General features: G+C 60.1%; 21 protein-coding genes and 1 pseudogene. 12 read left to right on the top strand and 10 right to left on the bottom strand.

All coding sequences use genetic code 11. The annotated features are described in order from the left end of the window. The first annotated feature begins 101 nt into the window (after positions 1 to 101). Both NFX52_RS19470 and NFX52_RS19465 read left to right on the top strand, forming a co-directional pair. Complete coding sequence (locus NFX52_RS19470; RefSeq protein ID WP_055397539.1) at positions 102 to 581, top strand: MerR family transcriptional regulator; 480 nt, start codon at positions 102 to 104, stop codon at positions 579 to 581. Beyond that, a complete protein-coding gene (locus NFX52_RS19465; protein WP_055397541.1) occupies positions 508 to 909 on the top strand; it encodes a carboxymuconolactone decarboxylase family protein in 402 nt (133 codons plus the stop codon). The genes NFX52_RS19470 and NFX52_RS19465 overlap by 74 nt, the downstream gene beginning before the upstream one ends. A gap of 39 nt (positions 910 to 948) precedes the next feature. On the opposite strand, the gene NFX52_RS19460 is transcribed toward NFX52_RS19465, so the two are convergent. Further along, the gene (locus tag NFX52_RS19460; RefSeq protein ID WP_055397543.1) at positions 949 to 1,536 is read right to left on the bottom strand and encodes an Lcl C-terminal domain-containing protein; all 588 of its coding nucleotides are present in this window, start codon (positions 1,534 to 1,536) and stop codon (positions 949 to 951) included. Positions 1,537 to 1,638: 102 nt separating this feature from the next. Further along, the gene (locus NFX52_RS19455; RefSeq protein WP_055397545.1) at positions 1,639 to 2,613 is read right to left on the bottom strand and encodes a LysR family transcriptional regulator; all 975 of its coding nucleotides are present in this window, start codon (positions 2,611 to 2,613) and stop codon (positions 1,639 to 1,641) included. Between the two features lie 165 nt (positions 2,614 to 2,778). Between NFX52_RS19455 and NFX52_RS19450 the strand changes: the two genes are divergently transcribed. The 3 genes from NFX52_RS19450 to NFX52_RS19440 all read left to right on the top strand — a co-directional run bounded on the left by NFX52_RS19450 (position 2,779) and on the right by NFX52_RS19440 (position 5,811). Then, positions 2,779 to 3,870, top strand: coding sequence for a tartrate dehydrogenase (locus NFX52_RS19450; RefSeq protein WP_055397548.1), 1,092 nt, complete (start codon positions 2,779 to 2,781; stop codon positions 3,868 to 3,870). A gap of 110 nt (positions 3,871 to 3,980) precedes the next feature. Beyond that, positions 3,981 to 5,000, top strand: a complete 1,020-nt coding sequence (locus tag NFX52_RS19445; protein ID WP_369801339.1) for a Bug family tripartite tricarboxylate transporter substrate binding protein — start codon at positions 3,981 to 3,983, stop codon at positions 4,998 to 5,000. A gap of 37 nt (positions 5,001 to 5,037) precedes the next feature. Beyond that, entirely contained in the window at positions 5,038 to 5,811 is a 774-nt protein-coding gene (locus tag NFX52_RS19440) for a GNAT family N-acetyltransferase (protein WP_055397550.1), read from the top strand. A 234-nt stretch (positions 5,812 to 6,045) separates the two neighbouring features. On the opposite strand, the gene NFX52_RS19435 is transcribed toward NFX52_RS19440, so the two are convergent. Next, entirely contained in the window at positions 6,046 to 6,711 is a 666-nt protein-coding gene (locus NFX52_RS19435; protein ID WP_055397552.1) for a methionine ABC transporter permease, read from the bottom strand. Positions 6,712 to 6,725: 14 nt separating this feature from the next. Then, the gene (locus NFX52_RS19430; RefSeq protein WP_207401868.1) at positions 6,726 to 7,781 is read right to left on the bottom strand and encodes a methionine ABC transporter ATP-binding protein; all 1,056 of its coding nucleotides are present in this window, start codon (positions 7,779 to 7,781) and stop codon (positions 6,726 to 6,728) included. Positions 7,782 to 8,076: 295 nt separating this feature from the next. Between NFX52_RS19430 and NFX52_RS19425 the strand changes: the two genes are divergently transcribed. The 4 genes from NFX52_RS19425 (at position 8,077) to arsB (ending at position 10,771) form a co-directional block, all read left to right on the top strand. Further along, positions 8,077 to 8,403, top strand: coding sequence for an ArsR/SmtB family transcription factor (locus tag NFX52_RS19425; protein ID WP_055397556.1), 327 nt, complete (start codon positions 8,077 to 8,079; stop codon positions 8,401 to 8,403). Positions 8,404 to 8,454: 51 nt separating this feature from the next. Continuing rightward, positions 8,455 to 8,955: an ArsI/CadI family heavy metal resistance metalloenzyme gene (locus NFX52_RS19420; RefSeq protein ID WP_055397558.1), complete on the top strand. Its 501-nt coding sequence runs from the start codon at positions 8,455 to 8,457 to the stop codon at positions 8,953 to 8,955. 13 nt (positions 8,956 to 8,968) lie between these two features. After that, on the top strand, positions 8,969 to 9,475 hold the full coding sequence (locus NFX52_RS19415; RefSeq protein WP_055397560.1) for an arsenate reductase ArsC: 507 nt from the start codon (positions 8,969 to 8,971) through the stop codon (positions 9,473 to 9,475). Between the two features lie 273 nt (positions 9,476 to 9,748). Beyond that, positions 9,749 to 10,771: an ACR3 family arsenite efflux transporter gene (gene arsB, locus NFX52_RS19410; RefSeq protein WP_055397562.1), complete on the top strand. Its 1,023-nt coding sequence runs from the start codon at positions 9,749 to 9,751 to the stop codon at positions 10,769 to 10,771. Between the two features lie 18 nt (positions 10,772 to 10,789). On the opposite strand, the gene NFX52_RS19405 is transcribed toward arsB, so the two are convergent. Next, on the bottom strand, positions 10,790 to 11,986 hold the full coding sequence (locus NFX52_RS19405) for an MFS transporter (RefSeq protein WP_238385573.1): 1,197 nt from the start codon (positions 11,984 to 11,986) through the stop codon (positions 10,790 to 10,792). 568 nt (positions 11,987 to 12,554) lie between these two features. Here NFX52_RS19405 and NFX52_RS19400 point away from each other — a divergent pair. The 3 genes from NFX52_RS19400 to NFX52_RS19390 all read left to right on the top strand — a co-directional run bounded on the left by NFX52_RS19400 (position 12,555) and on the right by NFX52_RS19390 (position 15,420). Then, positions 12,555 to 13,238, top strand: a complete 684-nt coding sequence (locus NFX52_RS19400; protein ID WP_055397565.1) for a 2OG-Fe(II) oxygenase — start codon at positions 12,555 to 12,557, stop codon at positions 13,236 to 13,238. A gap of 114 nt (positions 13,239 to 13,352) precedes the next feature. After that, a complete protein-coding gene (locus NFX52_RS19395) occupies positions 13,353 to 14,171 on the top strand; it encodes an ABC transporter permease (protein WP_055397567.1) in 819 nt (272 codons plus the stop codon). Next, positions 14,161 to 15,420, top strand: a complete 1,260-nt coding sequence (locus tag NFX52_RS19390; RefSeq protein ID WP_055397569.1) for an ABC transporter ATP-binding protein — start codon at positions 14,161 to 14,163, stop codon at positions 15,418 to 15,420. Before NFX52_RS19395 ends, NFX52_RS19390 begins: the two co-directional genes overlap by 11 nt. Positions 15,421 to 15,443: 23 nt before the next feature. Here NFX52_RS19390 and NFX52_RS19385 read toward each other — a convergent pair whose 3' ends face one another. From NFX52_RS19385 to NFX52_RS19365, 5 genes and pseudogenes are all read right to left on the bottom strand, one after another. Further along, on the bottom strand, positions 15,444 to 16,367 hold the full coding sequence (locus NFX52_RS19385; protein WP_055397571.1) for a class I SAM-dependent methyltransferase: 924 nt from the start codon (positions 16,365 to 16,367) through the stop codon (positions 15,444 to 15,446). Then, the gene (locus NFX52_RS19380; RefSeq protein WP_082437402.1) at positions 16,364 to 18,682 is read right to left on the bottom strand and encodes a glycosyltransferase; all 2,319 of its coding nucleotides are present in this window, start codon (positions 18,680 to 18,682) and stop codon (positions 16,364 to 16,366) included. The genes NFX52_RS19385 and NFX52_RS19380 overlap by 4 nt, the downstream gene beginning before the upstream one ends. A gap of 22 nt (positions 18,683 to 18,704) precedes the next feature. Then, positions 18,705 to 20,126: a polysaccharide pyruvyl transferase family protein gene (locus tag NFX52_RS19375; RefSeq protein WP_055397576.1), complete on the bottom strand. Its 1,422-nt coding sequence runs from the start codon at positions 20,124 to 20,126 to the stop codon at positions 18,705 to 18,707. 75 nt (positions 20,127 to 20,201) lie between these two features. Then, positions 20,202 to 21,353 carry a glycosyltransferase family 4 protein gene (locus NFX52_RS19370; protein ID WP_082437403.1) on the bottom strand — a complete coding sequence of 384 codons (1,152 nt, stop codon included), beginning with the start codon at positions 21,351 to 21,353 and terminating at the stop codon, positions 20,202 to 20,204. Beyond that, a pseudogene (locus NFX52_RS19365) lies at positions 21,353 to 22,318 on the bottom strand (glycosyltransferase); the annotation flags it as partial. The gene NFX52_RS19370 and the pseudogene NFX52_RS19365, both read right to left, overlap by 1 nt. Positions 22,319 to 22,466: the final 148 nt, after the last annotated feature.

Raw genomic sequence — 22,466 nt, 5'->3', positions numbered from 1 at the left:
ATACGAACAAGGGTTAGACAGCGGCCTGTTGCGACCCCTTGTCACGTTGGAGCGATTCAGTGCTTGACTTAGAGTGCACTCCAACTTTCAGAATCGTTCCCATGGCATCCCTCCTCACCATTGCCGAAGTCGCCGAACGCACGGGCCTGACCGCGCACACGCTGCGCTACTACGAGCGCGCCGGGCTGATTGCGCCCGTGGCGCGCGCGCCGGGTGGCCAGCGCCGCTATGCGGCTTCGGACATGGAATGGATCGGATTCCTGCTGCGCCTGCGCGAGACCCAGATGCCCATCGGGCAGATGCAGGCCTTCGCGCGGCTGCGCAGCGAAGGGAACACCACCGCCCCCGAACGGCGCGAGCTGCTGGAGCATCACCTTGCTCAGGTGCTTGCAACCATCACCGCCATGCAGCAAGCCGCACAGGCGCTGCAAGCCAAGATCGCGCACTACCGGGATCTGGAGGCTTCCCTTCGCCACACACCCTCGTCACCCCGCCAAGGAAGCACCCATGTCCCCCGAAACCAATCCCCGTTATCTCCAGGGCCTCGCCAAGCTGCGCGAAATCGACGGCCACGCCGGTGAGCACGTCGTCGCCAGCCTGGCCGACATTGCCCCCGATTTCGCCCGCTACCTGATCGAGTTTCCGTTTGGCGATATCTATTCCCGACCCGGACTGGACCTGCGCAGCCGCGAAATTGCAGTGATCGCTGCTTTGACTGCGCTGGGCAACGCCACACCACAGCTCAAGGTGCACTTGCAGGCGGCGCTGAACGTGGGCGTCACCCGTGAAGAAATCGTGGAAGTCCTCATGCAGATGGCTGTTTACGCAGGCTTTCCCGCCGCGCTGAACGGACTGGCCGCTGCCCGCCAAGTGTTTGCGGCGGGCGATGCGGAAACGGTGGCAGCATGAGGTGCCTGAGCCGCTACCTGCTCCGCGCGACGTCTGCGGCTACTTCCCCGCCCCCACCAGCATCGGCCGCACCAGCCGCACGGGTAGCTTGCTGGCCCGTGCCGCATCGCCCCGCGCCTCGCCGGTGGACAGGTTCACGGCCCAGCCGTTGATCATTGCGGCCTGGCGCCCCCCATCGCCCGCGCGGCCTTGCGCGATGTTGCCGTAGGTGTATGGGTTGACGCTGGGCGCACTCACGTTGCTGGTGGATGACCAGTGCCACTGGCCCGGCGCGGCCGGGAACAGGATGGGGTTGAGGCCCGGGGGAGACAGCGACTTGTCCACCAGCCGCTGCAGTTCCGCCGCGCGGGGAAGGCGCCAACCCACGCCCTCGGCCTTCCAGCGGTCGGTGGCCAGGGTGGTGGCTTCAGCACGGTCCAGCAGCAACGGCTTGCCGGTGCAGGTCTTGCCCGTCCACTGCATACCTTCCACACAACGCGGCCAGGCCAGGCCTGCGCGCACATCAAGTACATAGGCGCCGTCGGCCGACAGAGACCAGTCTTGGGCTGCGGTGGAGTCGGTAGCCAGCACCGGCAGGGCTGTGAGGGCGCATGCCAGCGCGGCAAAAAGCTGCGAAAGTGGTTTCATGGGTAAAAGCCTGGTCTGGGCAGGGCAGCGGAAGAAGGCGGGCAAAACGGACTCGGATGGCGACACACTACCCGCACAGCGACACCAGCGCCACCCCGCAGATCAGGAAACCTGCATTGCGCTTTTACCCAGCTTGCCCGGCTTGGCGGGCACACCGGCCGGTGCCCCCGACGCTGCCAGCGCCTCGGCCAGAAACCCCACAAACGCCTGCACGCGGGTGGAGAACTGGTGCCGCTGCGGGTACACCGCGTAGATGTCGGCCGCCGGGGTCTGGTACTGCGGCAGCACGGGCTCCAGCAGGCCCTGGGCCAGGTGGCGGTTCACGTCCCACTCGGCGCGCATCACGATGCCGTGGCCCTGCAGCGCCCACAGCACGGCGATCTCGCCGTCGTTGGTGGTCAAGTTGCCGGTGATCTTGATGGACTCGGTGTGTGCCTTGCTGCCGCGCCCGGTGGTCAGGCGCCACAGGCCATAGGCCTCATCGCCCTGGCGGATGCCGATGCACTGGTGCTCCATCAAGTCGCGCGGCACGCGGGGCCTGCTGTGGCGGTCCAGGTAGGCGGGCGCAGCGCACAGCACGCGCCGGTTGGGTGCGATGCGGCGGGCAATCACGCGGCCGTCGGGCGGTTCGCCAAAACGCACGCACACATCGTAGGCATCGTCGGTGATCGGCGGCGGGTGCACCGACAGCTGCAGTTGCACATCCACCTCGGGGTACTGGCGCACAAAGTCCGAAATCACGGGCGCGATGTGCATGCGGCCAAAGCCCAGCGTGGCGTTCACGCGCAGCAGGCCCTTGGGGCTGGCCTTGGACTGCACGATGAGTTCATCGAGCGCATCGATCTCGCGCAGGATGCGGCGCGCGTGCTCCAGCAGCAGCTCGCCCTCGGGCGTGAGGCTCATGCGGCGCGTGGTGCGGTTGACCAGCACCACGCCCAGGCGCTTTTCCATCTGCGTGAGGTGCTTGCTGACCGCCGCCGTGGAGACCCCCATTTCGCGCCCTGCGGCGCTCAGGCTGGGGCTGGCGGCCAGCGCGGAGAAAAAGCCCAGTTCTGCGGGCTGGATGGTGGAACTCATCGGCGCGACCTTAACTGCAGGTTAACGATGGATTCACTTTAGCGCCGTTCTGTGAAGGCGTCCAGGCCTACAGTCCCTCTACCGTTTGGTTTCTCCTGTGTCTCTCTTTCACGCCTGTGCCTTGCTGCACAGGCATTTCCAGACCCTTTTCACCCAGGCATCTGCATGACCACCTATCAAATCGCCACCATCCCCGGAGACGGCATCGGCAAGGAAGTGATTCCCGCTGGCCAGCGTGTGCTCGAAGCCCTGGCCGCCCGCCACCTCGGCCTGCAGTTCGAATTTGAAAACTTCGGCTGGGGCGGCGACTGGTACCGCGCCCATGGCGTGATGATGCCGGCCGATGGGCTGGATGCCCTGCGAGGCAAAGACGCCATCCTGTTCGGCTCGGCGGGTGACCCGGACATCCCCGACCACATCACGCTGTGGGGCCTGCGCCTCAAAATCTGCCAGGGGTTTGACCAGTACGCCAACGTGCGGCCCACGCGCATCCTGCCGGGCATCGATGCGCCCCTGAAGCGCTGCACGCCCAAGGACCTGGACTGGGTCATCGTGCGCGAAAACTCCGAGGGCGAATACTCGGGCGTGGGCGGCCGCGTGCACCAGGGCCACCCCATCGAGGCGGCCACGGATGTGTCCATCATGACCCGCGTGGGCGTGGAACGCATCCTGCGCTTTGCCTTCCGCCTGGCGCAGTCGCGCCCCCGCAAGCTGCTCACCGTCATCACCAAGAGCAACGCGCAGCGCCACGCCATGGTGATGTGGGACGAGATCGCCGCGCAAGTGGCGGCCGAGTTCCCCGATGTGAAGTGGGACAAGGAGCTGGTGGACGCCGCCACGGCCCGCATGGTCAACCGCCCCGCCACGCTCGACACCATCGTGGCCACCAACCTGCATGCCGACATCCTCAGCGACCTGGCCGCCGCGCTGGCAGGCAGCCTGGGCATTGCGCCCACCGGCAACATCGACCCCGAGCGCCGCTACCCCAGCATGTTCGAGCCCATCCACGGCTCGGCGTTCGACATCATGGGCAAGGGCCTGGCCAACCCCATCGGCACATTCTGGTCGGTGGTGATGCTGCTGGAGCACCTGGGCGAGGTGGACGCTGCGCGCGCCGTGATGCAGGCCATCGAACAGGTCACCGCCAACCCGGCCCTGCACACCCGCGACCTGGGCGGCACGGCCACCACGGCGCAGGTGACCGATGCGGTGTGCGCGCTGATCAGCGGCAAAGAGACCGAGCGCAAAGCCGCCTGAAAGCAATCGTTCAAGGCCCGCAAGAACGGGCCAGGACGCCACACGGCGGGCACCACCACAAGGCCGCAAAGACCACACAGCCGCCGCCCCCATCCTTTAGGAGACAAACCATGCATCGCCCTACCCCCAGCCCCACCGCCATCGCACACCCGCTGCGCCGTCAACACCTGATGGCACTGGCGGCGCTGGCCGCAGCCGCCTGCCTGCTGCCTGGCAAAACTGTCCACGCGCAGGCCTGGCCGACCAAGCCCGTCACCATCGTCGTGCCGTTTGCAGCGGGCGGCACCACCGACGTGCTGGCGCGAGCGCTGGGCGAAAAGCTCAGCACCGCGCTGGGCCAGCCCGTGATCGTGGAAAACCGGGGCGGCGCGGGCGCCACCATTGGCGCCGACTACGTGGCCAAGGCCGCACCCGACGGCTACACGCTGCTGATGGGCGCGGTGCACCACACCATTGCCACCAGCGTCTACAAAAAGCTCAGCTACGACTTTCAAAAAAGCTTTTCACCCATCACCACCGTGGCCCTGGTGCCCAACGTGCTGGCCGTGAGCGCCACCACGCCCGCCAAGGAAGTGAAGGAACTCGTGGCCCTGATCAAGACCGCGCCCGACAAGTTTTCGTATGGATCCAACGGCGCGGGCACGGCGCAGCACCTGATCGGCACGCAGTTCTCCGCCGCCATCGGCCAGCCTGTGCTGCACGTGCCCTACAAAGGCAGCGGGCCGCTCACCACCGACCTGCTGGGCGGCCAGGTGTCGATGTCGTTCGACACCATCACGCCCGTGCTGCCCCACATCAAGGCGGGCAAGCTGCGTGCGCTGGCGGTGACCACGGCCAAGCGGTCCTCATCGCTTCCGGATGTGCCCACACTGCAGGAGGCCGGTTTTGCGGGCTTTGACATCGGCACCTGGTTTGGCGTGCTGGCACCGGCACGCACACCCGCCGATGTGGTGTCCCGGCTGAATGCCGAGATGGTCAAGGTGATCCAGTCGCCCGACTTCAAGAAGCGCATGCAGGACATTGGCGCCGAGCCGATTGGCAACACGCCAGCGCAGATGGCCGAGCAGATCGCCGGCGACACCACACGCTTTGCCAAGCTGGTGGCCGACCACAAGATCACCACCGACTGACTACGTGCCCGAGGGGTGGGTTGGTATAACACCTGCCATGACGCCTACCACCATCGAGCCCACCGTCCCCGCAGCCCTGATCCGCGCCCTCGAAGAACGCGCCTTCAACGCCTGGCCCGCGCGCCAGACGGTGTTCCACCGGGGCTGGGTGTTCCGGCTGTCGGGCGGCTACACCAAGCGTGCCAATTCGGTCAACGCGCTGTTGCCCGGCGCGCCGTTTGATGGGGTGCGCGAAGCGGCTGCAGTGCTGTACGCACGGCACGGGCTGCCCGCCGTGTTCCGCATCTCGCCCCTGGCCCCGCCCGAGGCCGACCAGGAGCTGGCCGAGGCGGGCTACCAGCATTTCGATCCGTCACTGGTGTTGCACCGGCCGCTGGCCCTGGGTTCGGTCGGCAAGCCCGATGGCAGCACCCACATCAGCACCACGCCCACTGCCACCTGGCTGGAGGGCTTTGCCGCCGCCAACAGCGTGCCAACGCACCACCGCGCGCTGCACAACAGCATGCTGGACCACATCGCCCACCCTGCCGCATTTGCACTGCAGCACGACACACAAGGCCAGCCCGTGGGCTTTGGGCTGGCGGTGCTGGAGCGCGGCGCCGTGGGCCTGTACGACCTGGCCGTGGCGCCTGAGCACCGGGGCGGCGGGCGCGGGCGCGCGCTGGTCACAGCCCTGCTGCACTGGGCCGCCGAGGCCGGGGCAGCCAGCGCCTACCTGCAGGTGCGCGCGCAGAACACGCCAGCGCTGGGGCTGTACCAGTCGATGGGGTTCAAGACGGCGTACGGCTACCACTACCGGGTGCCGAGCTGAAGGGGTTTTCAGGCTCCCTCTCCCCTCGCGGGAGAGGGTTGGGGAGAGGGGGTGAATCGATGCACTGTGCCTATGCGCCCCCTCTCCCCCGCCCTCTCCCACAAGGGGAGAGGGAGTAAAGACCAGCGCCGCTGTTGGCTCAAAGCAAAGGGGCAAAAATATGTATTAAATTGGCCCTTGGCGCTTAAATATCAAGCACCGGAAGCTATCTAATCAATAGCAAAAAAATGCAAATCAACGGTGGCTCAACCTGCGCACCGCCCAGTCCCCCAGGCTCTGCACGGCCTGCACAAAGAAGATCAGCACCAGCACCACGGCCAGCATGATCTCGGGCAGAAAGCGCTGGTAGCCGTAGCGGATGCCCAGGTCACCCAAACCACCGCCGCCAATCGCACCGGCCATGGCCGAGTAGCCGGTCAGGCTGACGAAGGTGATGGTCAGGCCCGCCACGATGCCGGGCAGCGCCTCGGGCAGCAGCACCTTCCACACGATCTGGCTGGTGGTGGCTCCCATGGCCTGGGCAGCTTCGACCAGGCCGTGGTCCACCTCACGCAAGGCGGCCTCGACCAGGCGGGCCACAAAAGGCGCAGCGGCAATCGTCAGCGGCACCACGGCGGCGGCGGTGCCGATGGACGAGCCCGTGATGAAGCGCGTGAACGGGATGATGGCCACCAGCAGGATGATGAAAGGCGTGGAGCGCACGGCGTTCACCAGCCAGCCCACGAGCTTGTTGACGGGGCCGTTTTGCAGCACGCCGCCGTGGTCCGTGAGGCGCAGGAACACGCCCAGCGGCACACCGATGAGGCCGCCCACGATGCCGGAGATGCCCACCATGATGAGCGTCTCCCACAACGAGGAGGCAAAGAGGTCCAGCATGGCCGGAGTGAAATGGTCGAACATGGCTTATGGCTCCCTCAGATTTCAATCGTGACTTCTTGCACCGCCACGCCGCCCGCGCGCAGGTGCTCCACCGCGCCGCGCACCTGCATGGGCTCGCCGCTGGCGTACACGGCCAGCGAGCCGAAGGTCTCGTCCTGGATCTCGTCCACCTGGCCGTGCAGGATGCTCATGTCCACACCAAACTCGCGGATCAGCTGCGACAGGATGGGCTGGTAGGCGCTGTCGCCCGAGTACGACAGCCGCAGCAGCCGCCCCGCGTGGCCGGGTGCCGTGGTGACAAGCTGGCGGGTGAGCTTGTGCACATGGTCAAGCACGCTCGCGGGCAGCTCTTGCGGCAGGATTTCGTCGATCAGGCTCTTGGTGATGGCCTGCTGCGGGCGCGTGAAGACATCGAGCACGCGGCCCTGCTCCACGATGCGGCCCGCCTCGATCACGGCCACGCGGTCGGCCACCTGCTTGATGACCTGCATCTGGTGGGTGATGAGCACCACGGTGAGGCCCAGCTCGCGGTTCACCTGGCGCAGCAGGTCGAGGATGGAGCGGGTCGTCTCCGGGTCCAGCGCCGAGGTGGCTTCGTCGCTCAGCAACACCTTGGGGCGGCTCGCCAGCGCGCGCGCAATGCCCACGCGCTGCTTTTGCCCGCCGCTGATCTGCGCGGGGTAGCGGTCGGCCAGGTGGGCCAGGCCCACCAGTTCGAGCAGCGGGTTCACGCGCTCGCGGATCGCTGCCTTGTCCATGCCCGCCAGTTCCAGCGGTAATGCGGCGTTGTCGAACACGGTGCGCGACGACAGCAGGTTGAAGTGCTGGAAGACCATGCCGATCTCGCGCCGGGCCTCGCGCAATTGCGCGTCGTTCAGCTGGGTCAGGTCACGGCCGCCCACGATGACCTGGCCCGTGGTGGGCCGGTTGAGCAGGTTGATGACGCGCACCAGCGAGCTTTTGCCCGCGCCGCTCTTGCCGATGATGCCGAACACTTCGCCCGGCTGGATGCTGAGGTCGATGCCACGCAGGGCTTCGACGGGGCCTTGTGGGCCCTGGTAGGTTTGGGTGATACCCCGTAAATCGATCATGGAAAGCAGTGCGCGGCAGCGGCCCCACAGTGAGTGGCCGCTGCCGCGCGGGTCTGGAAAAGGATGGGCGACTGTATCGGCGAATCGTAAGTTCACAAACGATTAAAAAATCGGGTGATTAGATCGTCGAGTTATGAAGACCGTGTTACACAGACTTCAGTAACTATGAAATTCATAGCTATCAGGGCAATACCATAGAGCGCAGACTGCCATTTTTTCTTGAATTTTCCTGACGACTCCAGAAACTTCTCCAGGCGATACTTCTATATTTCAACTTTTGTTGTATTATCGAAACATGCAAGAAACCGATGTCATCCGATCCCTCGCCGCCCTGGCCCAGGAAGTGCGCCTGCGGGTGTTCCGCGCCCTGGTGGTGGCGGGCCAGGAAGGGCTCACGCCCGGCGGGCTGTCTGAGCAGTTGGGCATTGCGCCCAACACGCTGTCGTTCCACCTCAAGGAGCTGACCCACGCGGGCCTGGTGAGCCAGGAGCGCCAGGGCCGCAACCTGATCTACCGCGCCTCGTTTGCCACCATGAACGACCTGCTGGCCTACCTGACCGAGAACTGCTGCCAGGGCGCTGCCTGCCTGACCGACGAGGCCACCGCCGCCTGCCAGTGCTGATCGCCCCCCAACAACTTCCACCCCACGACCCACAGCCGAAAGGAAACCACCATGAAGCGATTCCACGTCCACATGCATGTCGATGACCTTACCAAGAGCATCGCGTTCTATTCCAGGCTGTTCGCGGCCGAGCCTGCACGTGTCGAGACCGACTACGCCAAATGGATGCTCGAAGACCCGCGCGTGAACTTCGCCATCTCCACCCGGGGCGACAAGCCCGGCGTGGACCACCTGGGCTTCCAGGTGGACGAGGCCGACGAGCTGGCCGAGCTCAAGGCCCGCGCCCAGGGTGCCGACATGGCCCTACTGGACGAAGGCGCCACCACCTGCTGCTATGCCCGCAGCGACAAGCACTGGATCACCGACCCGCAGGGCGTGGCCTGGGAACACTTCCACACGCTGGGCAACATCCCCGTGTTCAACGAAGCCGCTGCGCAGCAACCCCATGCAGCCCAGGCCGCCTGCTGCCCCACGGGCGCACCGTCCGCCCCCGCGCCCGGCCAGGCCGCCTGCTGCGGCCCCACCGCCAACAACCCCAACAAATGCTGCTGAGCCCAGGTCTACGATGAGCACCCCACGCAATCCTTTGAACGTGCTGTTTCTTTGCACGCACAACTCGGCCCGCAGCATCCTGGCCGAAGCTCTGCTCAACGCCATGGGCCAGGGCCGCTTCAAGGCCTATTCAGCCGGCAGCAGCCCGCGCGACAACCAACAGCCCCACCCGCTGGGCCTGCAGGCGCTGGCCCACGCGGGCATCCCCACCGAGGGGCTGCGCAGCAAAAGCTGGGATGAGTTTGCCGCCCCCGGCGCACCGCACATGGACCTGATCATCACCGTGTGCGACAACGCCGCGGGCGAGGTCTGCCCCTTCTGGCCCGGCCACCCGGCCACGGCGCACTGGGGCTATGCCGACCCGTCAGCTGGCGATGGCTCGGACGCCGACAAGGCCGAGGCCTTCCGCAAGACCCTGCACGCCATCAAGCAGCGCCTGGAGCTGCTGGTGAACCTGCCCGACGACAAGCTCGCCGCCACCGCGCTGCAAGCCACGGCCCGCAACCTGCCCAAGCAATGATGAAACACCCCCTGAGTCGCTTCGCGCCTTCCCCCTCTCTCGCCTCGCTGCGCGAGCCGGGAGGGGGACGCCCCCAGCGCACGCAAGCAATGCGCCGCACGTGCGGCTTGGCGGCCCTTGCGCGGGGGCGCTGGTTTAGAGCGCGCCAGTTGCATGCATCGCGGGTGGCGCGCAGCGCAATGGATAACTGAATGGACCACTGAAATGACCCTGCCACCAAGCCCTTTACAACGTGCTGCTGTCAGTGCGCTGCCCCCCTCCCCGGCCGCCGGCATGGCGGTGTTCGAGCGCTACCTCACCGTCTGGGTGCTGTTGTGCATCGTGGTGGGCATTGCGCTGGGCCAGTGGCTGCCCGGCGCGGCGCGCGCCGTGGGCGCGCTGGAGGTGGCGCGCGTCAACCTGCCGGTGGGCCTGCTCATCTGGGTGATGATCATCCCCATGCTGCTGAAGGTGGACTTTGGCGCGCTGGCCGAGGTGCGCCAGCACGTGCGCGGCATTGGCGTGACGCTGTTCGTCAACTGGCTGGTCAAGCCGTTTTCGATGGCGCTGCTGGGCTGGCTGTTCATCCGCCACTGGTTCGCGCCGTACCTGCCTGCCGACCAGATCGACAGCTACATCGCCGGGCTCATCTTGCTGGCCGCAGCACCCTGCACGGCCATGGTGTTTGTGTGGAGCCGACTCACCGGGGGCGACCCGCTGTTCACGCTGTCGCAGGTGGCGCTCAACGACAGCATCATGATCGTGGCGTTTGCGCCGCTGGTGGCATTCTTGCTCGGCTTGTCGGCCATCACCGTGCCGTGGGACACGCTGCTCACCTCGGTGGTGCTGTACATCCTGATCCCCGTGGTGATCGCCCAATGGCTGCGCAAGCGACTGCTGCGCAAGGGCCAGGCCGCCTTCGACGCCGCCGTGGCGCGCACCGGGCCCTGGTCCATCGCCGCCCTGCTGGCCACGCTGGTACTGCTGTTCGCCTTTCAGGGCGAAGCCATCCTGCAGCAGCCGCTGGTCATCGCCCTGCTGGCCGTGCCCATCCTGATCCAGGTGCTGTTCAACTCCGCCCTGGCCTATGGCCTGAACCGCGCCGTGGGCGAAAAGCACAACATTGCCTGCCCCTCGGCGCTGATCGGTGCGTCCAACTTCTTCGAGCTGGCCGTGGCCACGGCGATCAGCCTCTTTGGCTTTCACTCAGGCGCGGCGCTGGCCACGGTGGTGGGCGTGCTGATCGAGGTGCCCGTGATGCTGGCGGTGGTGGCCGTGGTCAACCGCAGCAAGGGCTGGTACGAGGCGCGGGGCTGACAACCACTGACGGGGTGATCACGCGCCTGCCACCACCCCACGCGCCTGCACCCGGCGCGAGATCAGCATCCCCAGCACAAACACCCCCACCGCCGCCGCCGTGAACACCGGCGGCAGCCAGCCCCGGTCCACACTGAAGGCCACCAGCAGCACGCCCGTGGACTGGCCCAGAAACAGCAGGCACGCAAACAGCGTCACTGCCGTGCCCCGCGCCTCGGGCGCCATCTGCGTGGCCTGCACCTGCAGCGTGTTGTGCAGCATGTAAAAGCCGATGCCCGCCAAAAAGCAGCCTAGCATGGCCCAGCCCACCGCAGGCGCCCACGCCAGCGACAGCAGGCCGATGGCAATGAAGCTGGCACCCAGCACGGCCAGCCCCCGCTCGCCCAGCGCCGCCAGCCAACGCCGCGCAAACACGCTGTAGATCAGCCCGCCCACGCCATACAGCACCATCACACCGCCAGCGGCAGAGGCCGACAGGCCAAACCCATCGACCATGCGCGCGGGCACAAAGGCCAGCGTGCCAAACGCCAGCGCGCCTTCAATCGCCACCACCGTCAGCACCCAGCGCACACGCGGAATGCGCAGCAGCGCCGCCGTGCCCGCGAGGTAATTGGCCAGCGAAAACGCCGGTGCACCCGGCACCACCACCGTGCGCAACGCCCCGATGGCACGCGCGTGCCGCAACAGCAGCGTGGCCGCCGTAAAGAACAGCACGGCCAGCACACCCAGCGCCGCACGCCAGCCCAGCGTTTCGGTGGCAAAGCCGCCAAACCACTGGCCCGCCATCATCCCGGTCACCGTGGCCACCATCAGCCGCGCCAGGGTCTCTTGCCGCTGCTCGTAGGCCACCTCATCGCCAATCCACGCCATCGACAGCGGAATGATCCCGGCCGCCGCAGCCCCCATGGCCGCACGCGCAACCACCAGCAGGCTGAAGCTGGGCGCCAGGGTCGTCATGGCACTGAACACCGCACACGCCGCCGTGGCGCCGATGATCACGCGCACCTTGCCCACCCGGTCGCCCAGCGGGCCATACACCAGCTGCAGCACGCCGTAAGCAACGGCAAACGCCGCAATCACGGCCGATGCATCGCCCGTGGTGATCTTGTACTCAAGGGACAGTGCCACCAGCATCGGGTCGCACACACGCATGGAGGCCATGCTGCAAAAGGCCGCCAGGCTGATCAGCCGCAGCATTGTTAAGGAAGAGGTCATACCGCCCGATTGTGGGTGACGAGGATGTTCACTTCGGCGGCGCGGCACAAGAACCCTTTCGCCCTGCCCTGGCCGGATGAACCATCGAACATCGGTGATTTGGAGCACTCACCAGGAATGACGGTGCACGCAAGAAAACCCAGCAGATGCCGAATCCGTCGCCCGGTCAATCCGGAACCATTCACCTTGCGGATCACAATAGCGCGACGCGAGCACATTGAGCGCACCTGTCTTGGCTTTCCCGTACTGAGAGGTCACATCATGGCAACAGCCCGTCTGAGAGCTTCAACGCACTTGCCCCAAGGGTTGGAGTGAAATCGGGACATTGAGCGCCCGGCAGCCTGCATGGGCGCGAACCCATCCCATCCCGATTGCGCTCCAATGTGATGAAGCAATTCTGACCAGAACGCCTTCACACACGCGTTGGCCGTGCGAATCTGCGGCCATCGGGCGGCCTGTGCTGCGCAGTGCATACTGTCCCTGCGACGCGAAAATCACCCGATCACGCCCCGCTCGTGCGTCCCAAGCACCTCGACCGTTTTCTCTTTTCCTCTTTAGTTATCTAACCATGATTGATTTTTCAAGGATTCGGGAATGCCGCATGAACCTGCAGCCATTCAGATGGGCTGAAATTTCGGACCTCTATTCAAAGGCTGACTGCGCCGCACTTTCCAAGACCTATCCCCACGATCACTTCCGCACCGTCGAGGCATATGGGGGAGAAAAAGACTATCGGTACGACGCCCGTTCCCTGATTCCGATGGGAGAGCAAACCATATCGCACGCTGACTCCCTGAGTCCTTCTTGGTACCAACTGGCACAAGACCTGCTTTCTGCAGAGTACCGGATTGCCATGTCGTCCATTACCGGCGTTGACCTGACCAACCTGCCGATGGAGGCGCATGCCTATCACTATGGCCCTGGCGCGCTTCTGGGCCCCCACCGCGATCTCCCCGAGAAAATTGTCACCCACGTTTTTTATTTCAACGACAAGTGGCATCCCACAGACGGGGGCTGTCTGGCCATCCTGAATTCTTCCGATGCGAAGGACGTTGCCGCTCTGATAAACCCGACCATCGGAAATTCAGCCGCCTTTGTCAGGTCGGACACTTCCTGGCACGAAGTGACACGGGTATCGGAGCAAGCCCCTCAATCCCGACGGAGCGTGACCGTAACGTTCTACCAGCCCGGATCCATCAGTTCAATGTGGCCCCCCGGGGTGGATATGGAACTGCACGACTACCCAGGCTGAACAGCCTTCCTGCGGCGCGCAGGCATCTTCGGCGCGGCCAATTTCTCGACCTGGGCATTTGATGATGTTGCCGCCACGCGGCTTTTGCATTGAACCCGCAATTACTGTAAATACATGACCAGGCAGTCATTTCTGCGACCCGTCCATCTATTTATTCCCTGGGAACATAGAGAGCTTATTTTTTCATTGATTCAACGTGAAATCACTTCCCGTTATCGAAGCTCACTCATGGGGTTGATCTGGTCCATCATCACTCCTGCATTTACCCTTCTAGTCTATACCATCGTTTTCACGAAGGTATTTACCGTTCGCTGGCCCGGCAGCAACGAATCCCCCACTGAATTTGCACTGCTTATTTTCATCGGAATGACGATCTTCAATCTTTTTTCGGAATGCGCGCTCCGCGCCCCGACACTGATTGTATCCAATACAAATTATGTAAAGAAAATACAGTTTCCACTTGAAATCCTGCCCTGGATTAGTCTGGGGGCAGGCCTGTTTCATATGCTTGTGAGTTCGATCGTATGGCTTGCCTTCTATGGATTGGCAATTGGAATTCCGCCAGCATCTTCCGTCATCTATCTTTTTGTTTTAATTCCACTTTGCCTCTATATACTCGGCATTTCCTGGATCCTGAGTGCGCTCGGCGTATACTTCCGCGACATCAATCACATTATTGGCGCACTTTTGCTGCCGATCATGTTCTTGACCCCTGTATTTTACCCGCTCAATGCACTTCCTCCTGAATGGCACCAGGCAATGGGCTTGAACCCCCTGGCACAGGTGATTGAAGATGCACGCACGGCACTATTCTGGGGAGGCATGCCCAATATCATGAAATGGGGCACATCATTCCTGTTTTCCGGCATCTTCGCGATAGCAAGCCTTTGGTTTTTTCAGAAAAGCCGCGAGGGATTTTCCGATGTCCTCTGAATTTGCCATTGAAGTCGACAAGATCAGCAAGTGCTATCAAATTTATGACAAGCCACATGACCGACTGCTGCAGATGCTCCCTTTTGCCGGGCAGCAGCGGTTCCGGGAATTCTGGGCCTTGAAAGACGTCTCATTCCGTGTCCGCAAGGGAGAAGCCCTCGGTATTATCGGACGAAACGGAAGCGGCAAATCAACCCTGCTCCAACTGATCTGCAACACACTGCGCGCCACGTCGGGGCAGATTCAGGCCCGAGGGAAGATAGCGGCCCTGCTCGAGCTTGGATCAGGATTCAACCCAGAATTCACAGGCCGTGAGAATGTCTATCTCAATGGAGCACTGCTTGGATTGAAACGGGCGGAAATAGATGCAAGGTTTGACGAAATCGCCGACTTCGCCAATATCGGAGACTTTATCGACCAGCCGACCAAGACATATTCCAGCGGGATGCTTGTGCGCCTGGCATTCTCGGTGTCCGTCTGCGTGGAACCCGACATACTGGTCGTCGACGAGGCGCTTGCCGTCGGTGATGCCTCCTTTCAGTTCAAATGCCTGGGTCGGCTAGAGAACCTGGCAGAAAAAGGAACAACTCTTCTGTTTGTGTCTCATGACATGAGCATGGTCAAGAGATTCTGCAATACCGCGATCTACCTCCATGAAGGAATGTTAAAGGCATTTGGGTCTCCTGAGACGATCTCCGAAATGTACCTGCTGGACATGCGGGACGAGCAACGCCGCTGGGCCAGCGGCGGAAAGATTCCAGTAACCAGAAAACAGGAGGTCAACGGTGCACACATTGCATTTGGGACCACGGAAGGAGAGGTAATCTCCGCCAAATTCACCAACACCGGGAGCCACTATTCGTCGTTTGTCTATGGCGAGACGATCGAGATCGTCGTCAGCTATCGAATCGGAAATTCAGTCTTATTACCCAACATCAGCATTACCATCCAGGAAGCACGGCTGCTTGTCGTTGGTGGAAAAAACTTTGTGCTTCCCCTCACCGGTTCTGACATCGACGGGGAGAGTGGAACAGTCACCTTCCACTTTCCAGCGATACTGGCAGCAGGTCGATACCACGTCACCATCAAGCTGATGAATGGTCGCACCGAGGAGACCTCACTCCTGATTGACAAGCAAGTGGGCATCCTGAGTTTTGATACGGTAGCGCGCGGAAATAACCCTTTTCTTGGCATCGTCGATCTGGGAATCGAAGCAAAAAACCAGGCAACCAGCCTTCATGACGGATGAGATCTTGATCAATCTCCACTTCATTACGGAACCCGTGCAACCCCCACTGCAAAGTCGGTTTCAAAAAATCGGTTTTTCAAGAGCGTGTCTTCAATATCAAACAGCATCTGGAGCAAAGCCATCGAACGCGAGTCTGTCTCTACGAAATTACCCGCAATCCCATGCAAGGCGAACTGCAATATATTTCCGCCGCAGGGATTGAAAGCATGTTCGACAAAATAATCAGATAGCACCCTGCGTATGTCTTGTGACCGAATTGCCTCTGACGGATCGACCTTGATTACCTCTGCCGGCTCGGGAAGCTGCACGTTGAACTGCACCTTGCCGAAGTGTTCCGGCTGAAAGGAGCGGCGATACTCCGGAGGCAAAAGGCGGAAAGCACTTTCGACGACCCCGCGCTGGCGCTCTGAAAAAGCAAAATGATTGGCCCCCACATATTCATTATAGAACACCCACCCCCCCGGCTTTAGGGCGTTGCGAACCGACTCACAAACTGACTCGAGTTGCTTGATGTGATGCAACGACCCGTTAAACCAGACAGCGTCGTAAGCATTCTTCTCCAACGGCGTTTTTTGGACGTCCTGTACGTTATATTTAATATGGGAAGCGCCAATTAAATGCGCCTCCTTCCGGGCAATATCGATAGCGCCGGGCGCAATATCAATTGCGTCGCACTCGGAAAAGGCATTGAGTCGGAAAAGGTCGCGCTCCAGAGTACCGCTGCCACAACCGATGCTCAACATCCTGACCGGGGATATCGAATGATTCAGGAACTCGCCAAGGCAGTATTTCACCCACCAGCGATGGTGGGTCCCTCCACAGGCCAGCCGCTGAAAGCGCTGCTGAACAGCCGGCACAGCAAGCCAGTAGACCTGGGGCGAAAAGGCATCGGAACTCGCCACATTCTTGGACCAATGGTCGGCGGTGATCTCCCTATCGGATCTCATTCCGACCTCCCTGGCTGGCGGTTGTGCGTGTGCGGCTTCCAGGCACCCCATTTGCTTTCGAAGTAAGCCTGGTTCCGGTCCCAGATGGCCTGATATTCACCTGTCTCGATCAATTTCCCAAACGATGCCTGGCCGTAATGGTGAATAAAGGCATCTTCAGCACATACTGTTCGATAACCGGCCGCGTGCATTCGCCGGCTGTAATCATCATCCTCAAACATTCCGAGGCCGAACATCTCGTCCAGTTCCCCGATTTCATTGAACACATGGCGCCGCATCGCCACACAAAACATTGCCAGCATCGAGATGTCGAAATGGCGACCGGCATGCGCGACGGTGTATCCGGAAGCGAATTCATGCATCTGCTCCAGATTAAGGTAGCTTGTGCTGATCTTTGCCTCGTTACCGATGGAGTTGGTCACCGGTCCCACCATGCCAATCTTCCCATCTTCCAAATAACGGAGCATTGCCTCCAGCCAGTCGCCAGTGACCACGGTATCATTATTGAGCAACACGATATATTCACCCTCGGCCAACGCAATTCCCTGGTTGTTTGCCGCCGCAAAGCCTCTGTTGCTCTCGTTGATAAGAACCTTCACCATCGCATACTGGTCCTGAATTTCCTGGAGCATAGCTTCGGTACCATCGGAAGACGCATTATCAACAATGATCACCTCATAGTTGGGATATGTAGTCCGGGAAAAAACGCTCTCAATGCACTGCCTGGTGAGTTCGGAATTATTATAGCTCACTATTACAATAGAGCATTTCCCGTACAACTCCTTGACAGCCTCCTGGGTTGCAAGATAGCGATGCCGCCAATCATTTTCCCTGGCCAACTCTTTTCTTCGTTCAACCAGTACGGGATCTTTTTCTGCCAATGCGACTTCGATTTTTGCAAGAAAATCTTCGAATTCAGTGGCGAAATATACATAGTCTTGGTAGATTGCCATCTCTTCAAGTGGCACACTCACCACCGGCTTCCCGGCGCTCATGAATTCGTAGAACTTCACTGGATCCACCGCATGCGTCACTTTGTTCAACTTGAATGGGATCAGGCACACATCAAAGCCGTGAAGATAACGCGGCATGTCCTCATAGGGCTTGCGGCCCGTAAGGAGCACGTTGGACATCCGGTCAAGGCCCGCCAGATCTTTTACAAAGCGGTCGCCAACTAATACAAAATTCCAGCTTGGGCGTTTTTCCGCCAGAAAGCGTAGTAAGGAAAAATCAATCCAGGGAGCCAAGGCTCCGTAGAACCCAATGATGGGCTTCTTTAGATGGGCAAGCAGATTGTTTTCAGTACATCGATCGAAAAAGAAGTCATAGTCCACAGCATTTCGCACGAGCAGACAATCTATTCCTTGGTCCATCCATTTTTTCTTTAAAACAGATGCAGTTACCGTGACCAGATCTGCGCTGCGAACCAGCACCTCTTCTTCTTTGATAAGTTGCTCGCCTATATCAGGGAAGTCAGCCCATTCGTCCATGCAGTCGTATTGAACGCGCCATGACCGGGACTTCTGCAAGTCGAGGGCCAACCCGGTCCAGTAAGAAAGATGGACCACGACCAGAGCGGCTCTTATCTTCGCATCCAGCGCCAGCCGGGAAAATGATTCGTTCCCAGCCTTAAGGTTGGTAGCTGACATCTTTTCAGAATAGAAATCTTCATATTCACTGAAAGCCAGACATACTTCGAATACTCTCTCGGCAACCTGCCTCAACTCGTAGGGAGCCCCTCTTGCAGGCATTCCCGAGCGTACGATATAAAATACACGATGACCATGAGCAGCAAACTGAGACATCATCTGCTGCGGTCTTTGATACCGGGCAGACCATTCAATGTTGGCAAAACAGACGATATCCATTTTATCGTTGCATTTTTCGCCAATGACGGGCGCAGCTAGCGGCCGGAGAGGCGGAACTGCCTGGAATTGATTACCCAGTGATTCTGCATGGAGTCTTCTTTTGAGGCGCCTTGGCAAGAGCAAATTTCCCAGCGTACGGGCAATCAGCGAGCGGTCGGCCAGCAAATACATCAAATCGATCAGCAGATATTTGAGACTTTTTCGACGCCACTCCAGCATCATCTTTGCAGCTTCTGCTTCTTTTTTCAGCCAATCAATGGCAATGTCCCGGGACGCAACCGTTTCCCTGCTGATAATCAACTCCTGCTCAAGTTGAGCAATGGCCTGTCGCATCACCGCTATTTCGCCACAGGAAGGGCCATGGGGCGGGCTTTCGCCGTCCCCGCTGGTATTCACGCGAGCGGGGGTGGGCAGCAAGTTTTCCGGCTGATCTGATTCTGGCTTCATAAGAAAATAGTATGAATCTGCTTCAAGCTGACAGGTCCTGCAACCAGCGCCACGCCCTGCGCAAGGGGGCCGTCGTTTTCCAGGACATGGATTTGTGCATCTCCAGCAGTTGGGTTTCAAGATCGAACGATCTTTGCGTTGCTTGCGACAACTGCGCTCTTGCTTCACCCAACAAATGCTCGCAGCCCATCAAACGAGCCTCCAGATCCCGCAGATGGTCGGCGGATTCCGGGTCGCCTGTTCCCGCCTGCCGCTGCCCATGCTCAAGAATGCCAGGCAGCGACATCCAAAAAGCATTCATCGTGGCCATGGAGTCCGTCTTGCCTGCCCGAACCACAGCGGCAACATGATTCCAGTAGTTTTCCAGGATGTCATTTGCTTCGACGACCGCATGCGACGGTTCTTTGCGGCCGATTCGCTGGGACAACCATTGCGGATCGTCGCAGCCTGCAGGCGGCAACGGATGCACGGTGTCGTATCTGGATAGCGCCGTGAACTTCCCTTGGGTGAGATCGCTGGAACTGAATACCGGAACACCACAGGACAGTGCAGTAATCGCAAGGTGATAGCTGTGTCCCGCAACTGCTTCGGATTCGCCTATCAGCGCTGCCAGCACCATCGGAGATGGCCATTCGCTGAGACAAAACGTCCCCGGCAGCTCGCTGTCAATGAACGATTCATGATCACAAAGCACTGGCCCGAGACGGAGCAGAAGCACGCTGAGATTGGGCAACTCCGTACGAAATTTCTTCAAGTAATCGGTAAGCCGCTCGAGATTCTGGGTCGCCTGAATCACGAGATACGGGGCCTTCAGGCCTAGAGCGTCGCGAATCGCAGCCGCCTCATCGGTCGCGGCATGGGATTTCAAACAGCGCCCGATTGAAAAGGCGGTATCAGGCATCACATGCACGCGCTGCGGCTCAACAAATGGCCTGAGTGCGGTCTTCGAAGGTTCGTCTCTCACTGCGATATGCGCGCTGGAATCAAGCGCAAGAGAAAGCAGCGGGTGGCTCCAATCTGGAATCTCGTTGCAATGCATGCCCGGAGCATTCCATATGACAGGCACGCCGTGCTGCGCACCCATCAATGCCGGCGCGAGCCAATATCCTGTGGGATGGTGAATCCACGTTGCCGGTGGCCCATATCCCGGAGCGATGAATTTGTCAAAACGGACAATGAACCCGCCGCCAATCAGGATTGCATCAAGATCACTGGCCATGCGGGGCAGTTCCGCCAGTGACTCAACACCATATGGCCAATCCTCCGAGGATTTCGCGTGATAGGAAAATGGGGTAAGTTCAACGCTTCCCAGCCTGCGGGACAACTCCAGTTCTGCAATGATCGGGAAAAGCAGATCACCATAATTCTCGACATCAAACGTGCCAAAGATGCCAATGCGCCAAGAGCGTTGGTTCTTCGTTGCATTGGAATCAGTTGCATTCATTTATAGGTTTATAAAAACTGGGCGCTCGCAGTTTCAGTCCCATTTGATTATTCATGCTAGAGAAATTCTGAAAATCTAGCGGGCTCCATAGCGAGCCAGCTCCATTTTTTTAGTTGCATGCGCATTTTCCAGAATCTTCAACGTGGCCAGTCCTGCCCGCTCCCATGAAAAACCACGGGAATGCTGGAGTGCATGCGCACCAAGTTCCCGTCTCAATTCCTCATTGGTGACGAGCTTGGTAAGACCGTCGGCAATGGAATCCACGCTAAGGGGATCTACAAGAACACCGCCTTGCCCTACCACCTCTGGAAACGCTGAGGACATGGAGGCCAGCACCGGAGTTCCAAACGACATTGCCTCGGCTGCCGGCAAACAGAAGCCTTCCAGGAGAGAAGGCGCGGCCAAGCATTGGGCATGACAGTACAACGTCGACAGGATCTGATCGTCAACGTTATCCAGGACAAGCACCTTGCCCGCAACCCCCAAGGCTGCAATGTCACTTCTGACAGAATTTTGCCCCCAGCTCGCGCCTCCCACCAACACCAAAAGTATTTCAGTGTCGCTTTGCTTGATCACCTGCTGGAAAGCCTGCAACAGTCTTGCCAAGTTCTTTCGTGGCTCGAAACTACCCACAAAGAGTACATAGGGCATTTCAATCCCAAGGGTCTTTAAATGGGTGATCGGCAAGGGGGACGGCATATGCGCCCCGCCTTCGGTTGCGATAGACACTTTTTTCCAGACTGTCTCATCAAAATGAAGCCTGATGTCTTCCGCCGTCGATTCAGAAATCGCAATGATCTGCTGGGTAGAGGCAAGGCTTCGGGGCATCAGCACGCGGTCAAGGTGATACGTGACACGGCGCATCGTTTCTGGTTGCTTCAACCAGCACAAATCATGAACGGTTACGGTGGTGGCTGTTTTTCGCGGCAAAAACCATGGCAGCCTGTGCGCAGGACTCCAGTAAACATCAGGTCTATCAATATTCCCCCAAATGACTTGGGAGAAAAACAAACTGGCGATGCGGCCGACATCCCGAGGTAAATAATCAGACCGGCAAGTCACATTTGGCAGATTAGCATAATCCCCCGACGGGCATGCCCTTCCATAAAGCAACCAATGATGCCGCCCCTCACTCTGCTCTATCATGATTGGCAGCAGGCATTTTATGTACCTCGCGATGCCTGAGCCAGGTATTTCAAGCATGCTGATGTCAACGGCTATACGCATCAATACCTTCCCTTTTCCTTGTTTTTCGTGTTGCGCTCTACGGTACCGGCATTTTCACGCGCCCTTATGCACTCATCGATTACGCCCTTATAGTGAATGGCTCTTTTGCCCCAAGCGAACTCTGCAATGGTGCTTTCATCACGCAGGAACATCGATTGCAATGACCCGCTGGTCCATCGCGCATGAATTTCGCGGAGAATGCGTTCGATGGAATCTGCCTGGTTCTGGACAACCCATCCTGCCTGGACGCGCATGATCAGTGCGCCGGCCTCGTCTATAGGGGTATTGGCAATATGCAAGATAGGTGAACCTATGCCGAGATACTCATAAATTTTTCCTGGAACTTGGAACGGCTGGCTGTTGCCCACGCTAAGCAGCACATCGGAATTCTGCTGCGCGGAAATGGAGGTTCCATGGTCGACTACCCCGTGAAATCTGACCCCCGGAATACCATCGAAAAGCGCTTTGTATGCAGCGTGATTTCCATAAAATGTGACTGAAATATCCAGATCACAAATCGACCGCAATGCCCTTGCAAACTCGACAGGAGAGCGGAAGTCCGCATAAAAATTCCCGGTATAAACAATATGTAGGGACTTGGAATGATGGCGATTTTCTACACTTCCGCTATTTCGACTGGGAAACCCCTGTGCGATGCAGGTGAATTTATTGTCGGCGTCTTGTAATCCATGGCGCCTTTTCAGGAGATCGACAACAGCCATTGTCGTCACCACGATCGCGTCGGCACGGGCAATAACTTTTGCTTCAAAGGCGAGATCAACACGCTGGCGCCAGCGCGGCGTATACGGCGCTACCACAGGATCAGCAAGATCGACGATGAGCGGAATTCGGGCGATCCGTTTGGCCAAGAGACCCAACAGAAGGTCTACGCCGGGTTCGTGCGAGGCCACTACCGCGCTGTACCGGGTTGCTCGAAGCAACTGAATCAACCGCAAGGACGCGCTGGGTACCCATTCGGTACGTAAGTGTCACATCCCGGACGATTGCATAGACTCCAAACGCTATCCACTCTTCATGGCGCGAGCGGTTCTAAAGGAGTTGATAGAGTCCTTGCAATCCACCCAGGGAGTGAAGCCATGTTGATAGCCCTGC

The sequence above is a fragment of the Acidovorax facilis genome (assembly GCF_023913775.1).
Lineage (GTDB): Bacteria > Pseudomonadota > Gammaproteobacteria > Burkholderiales > Burkholderiaceae_C > Acidovorax > Acidovorax facilis.
The sequence above is the reverse complement of the archived record's forward strand: the minus strand, read 5'-3'. Positions and strand labels throughout refer to the sequence as shown.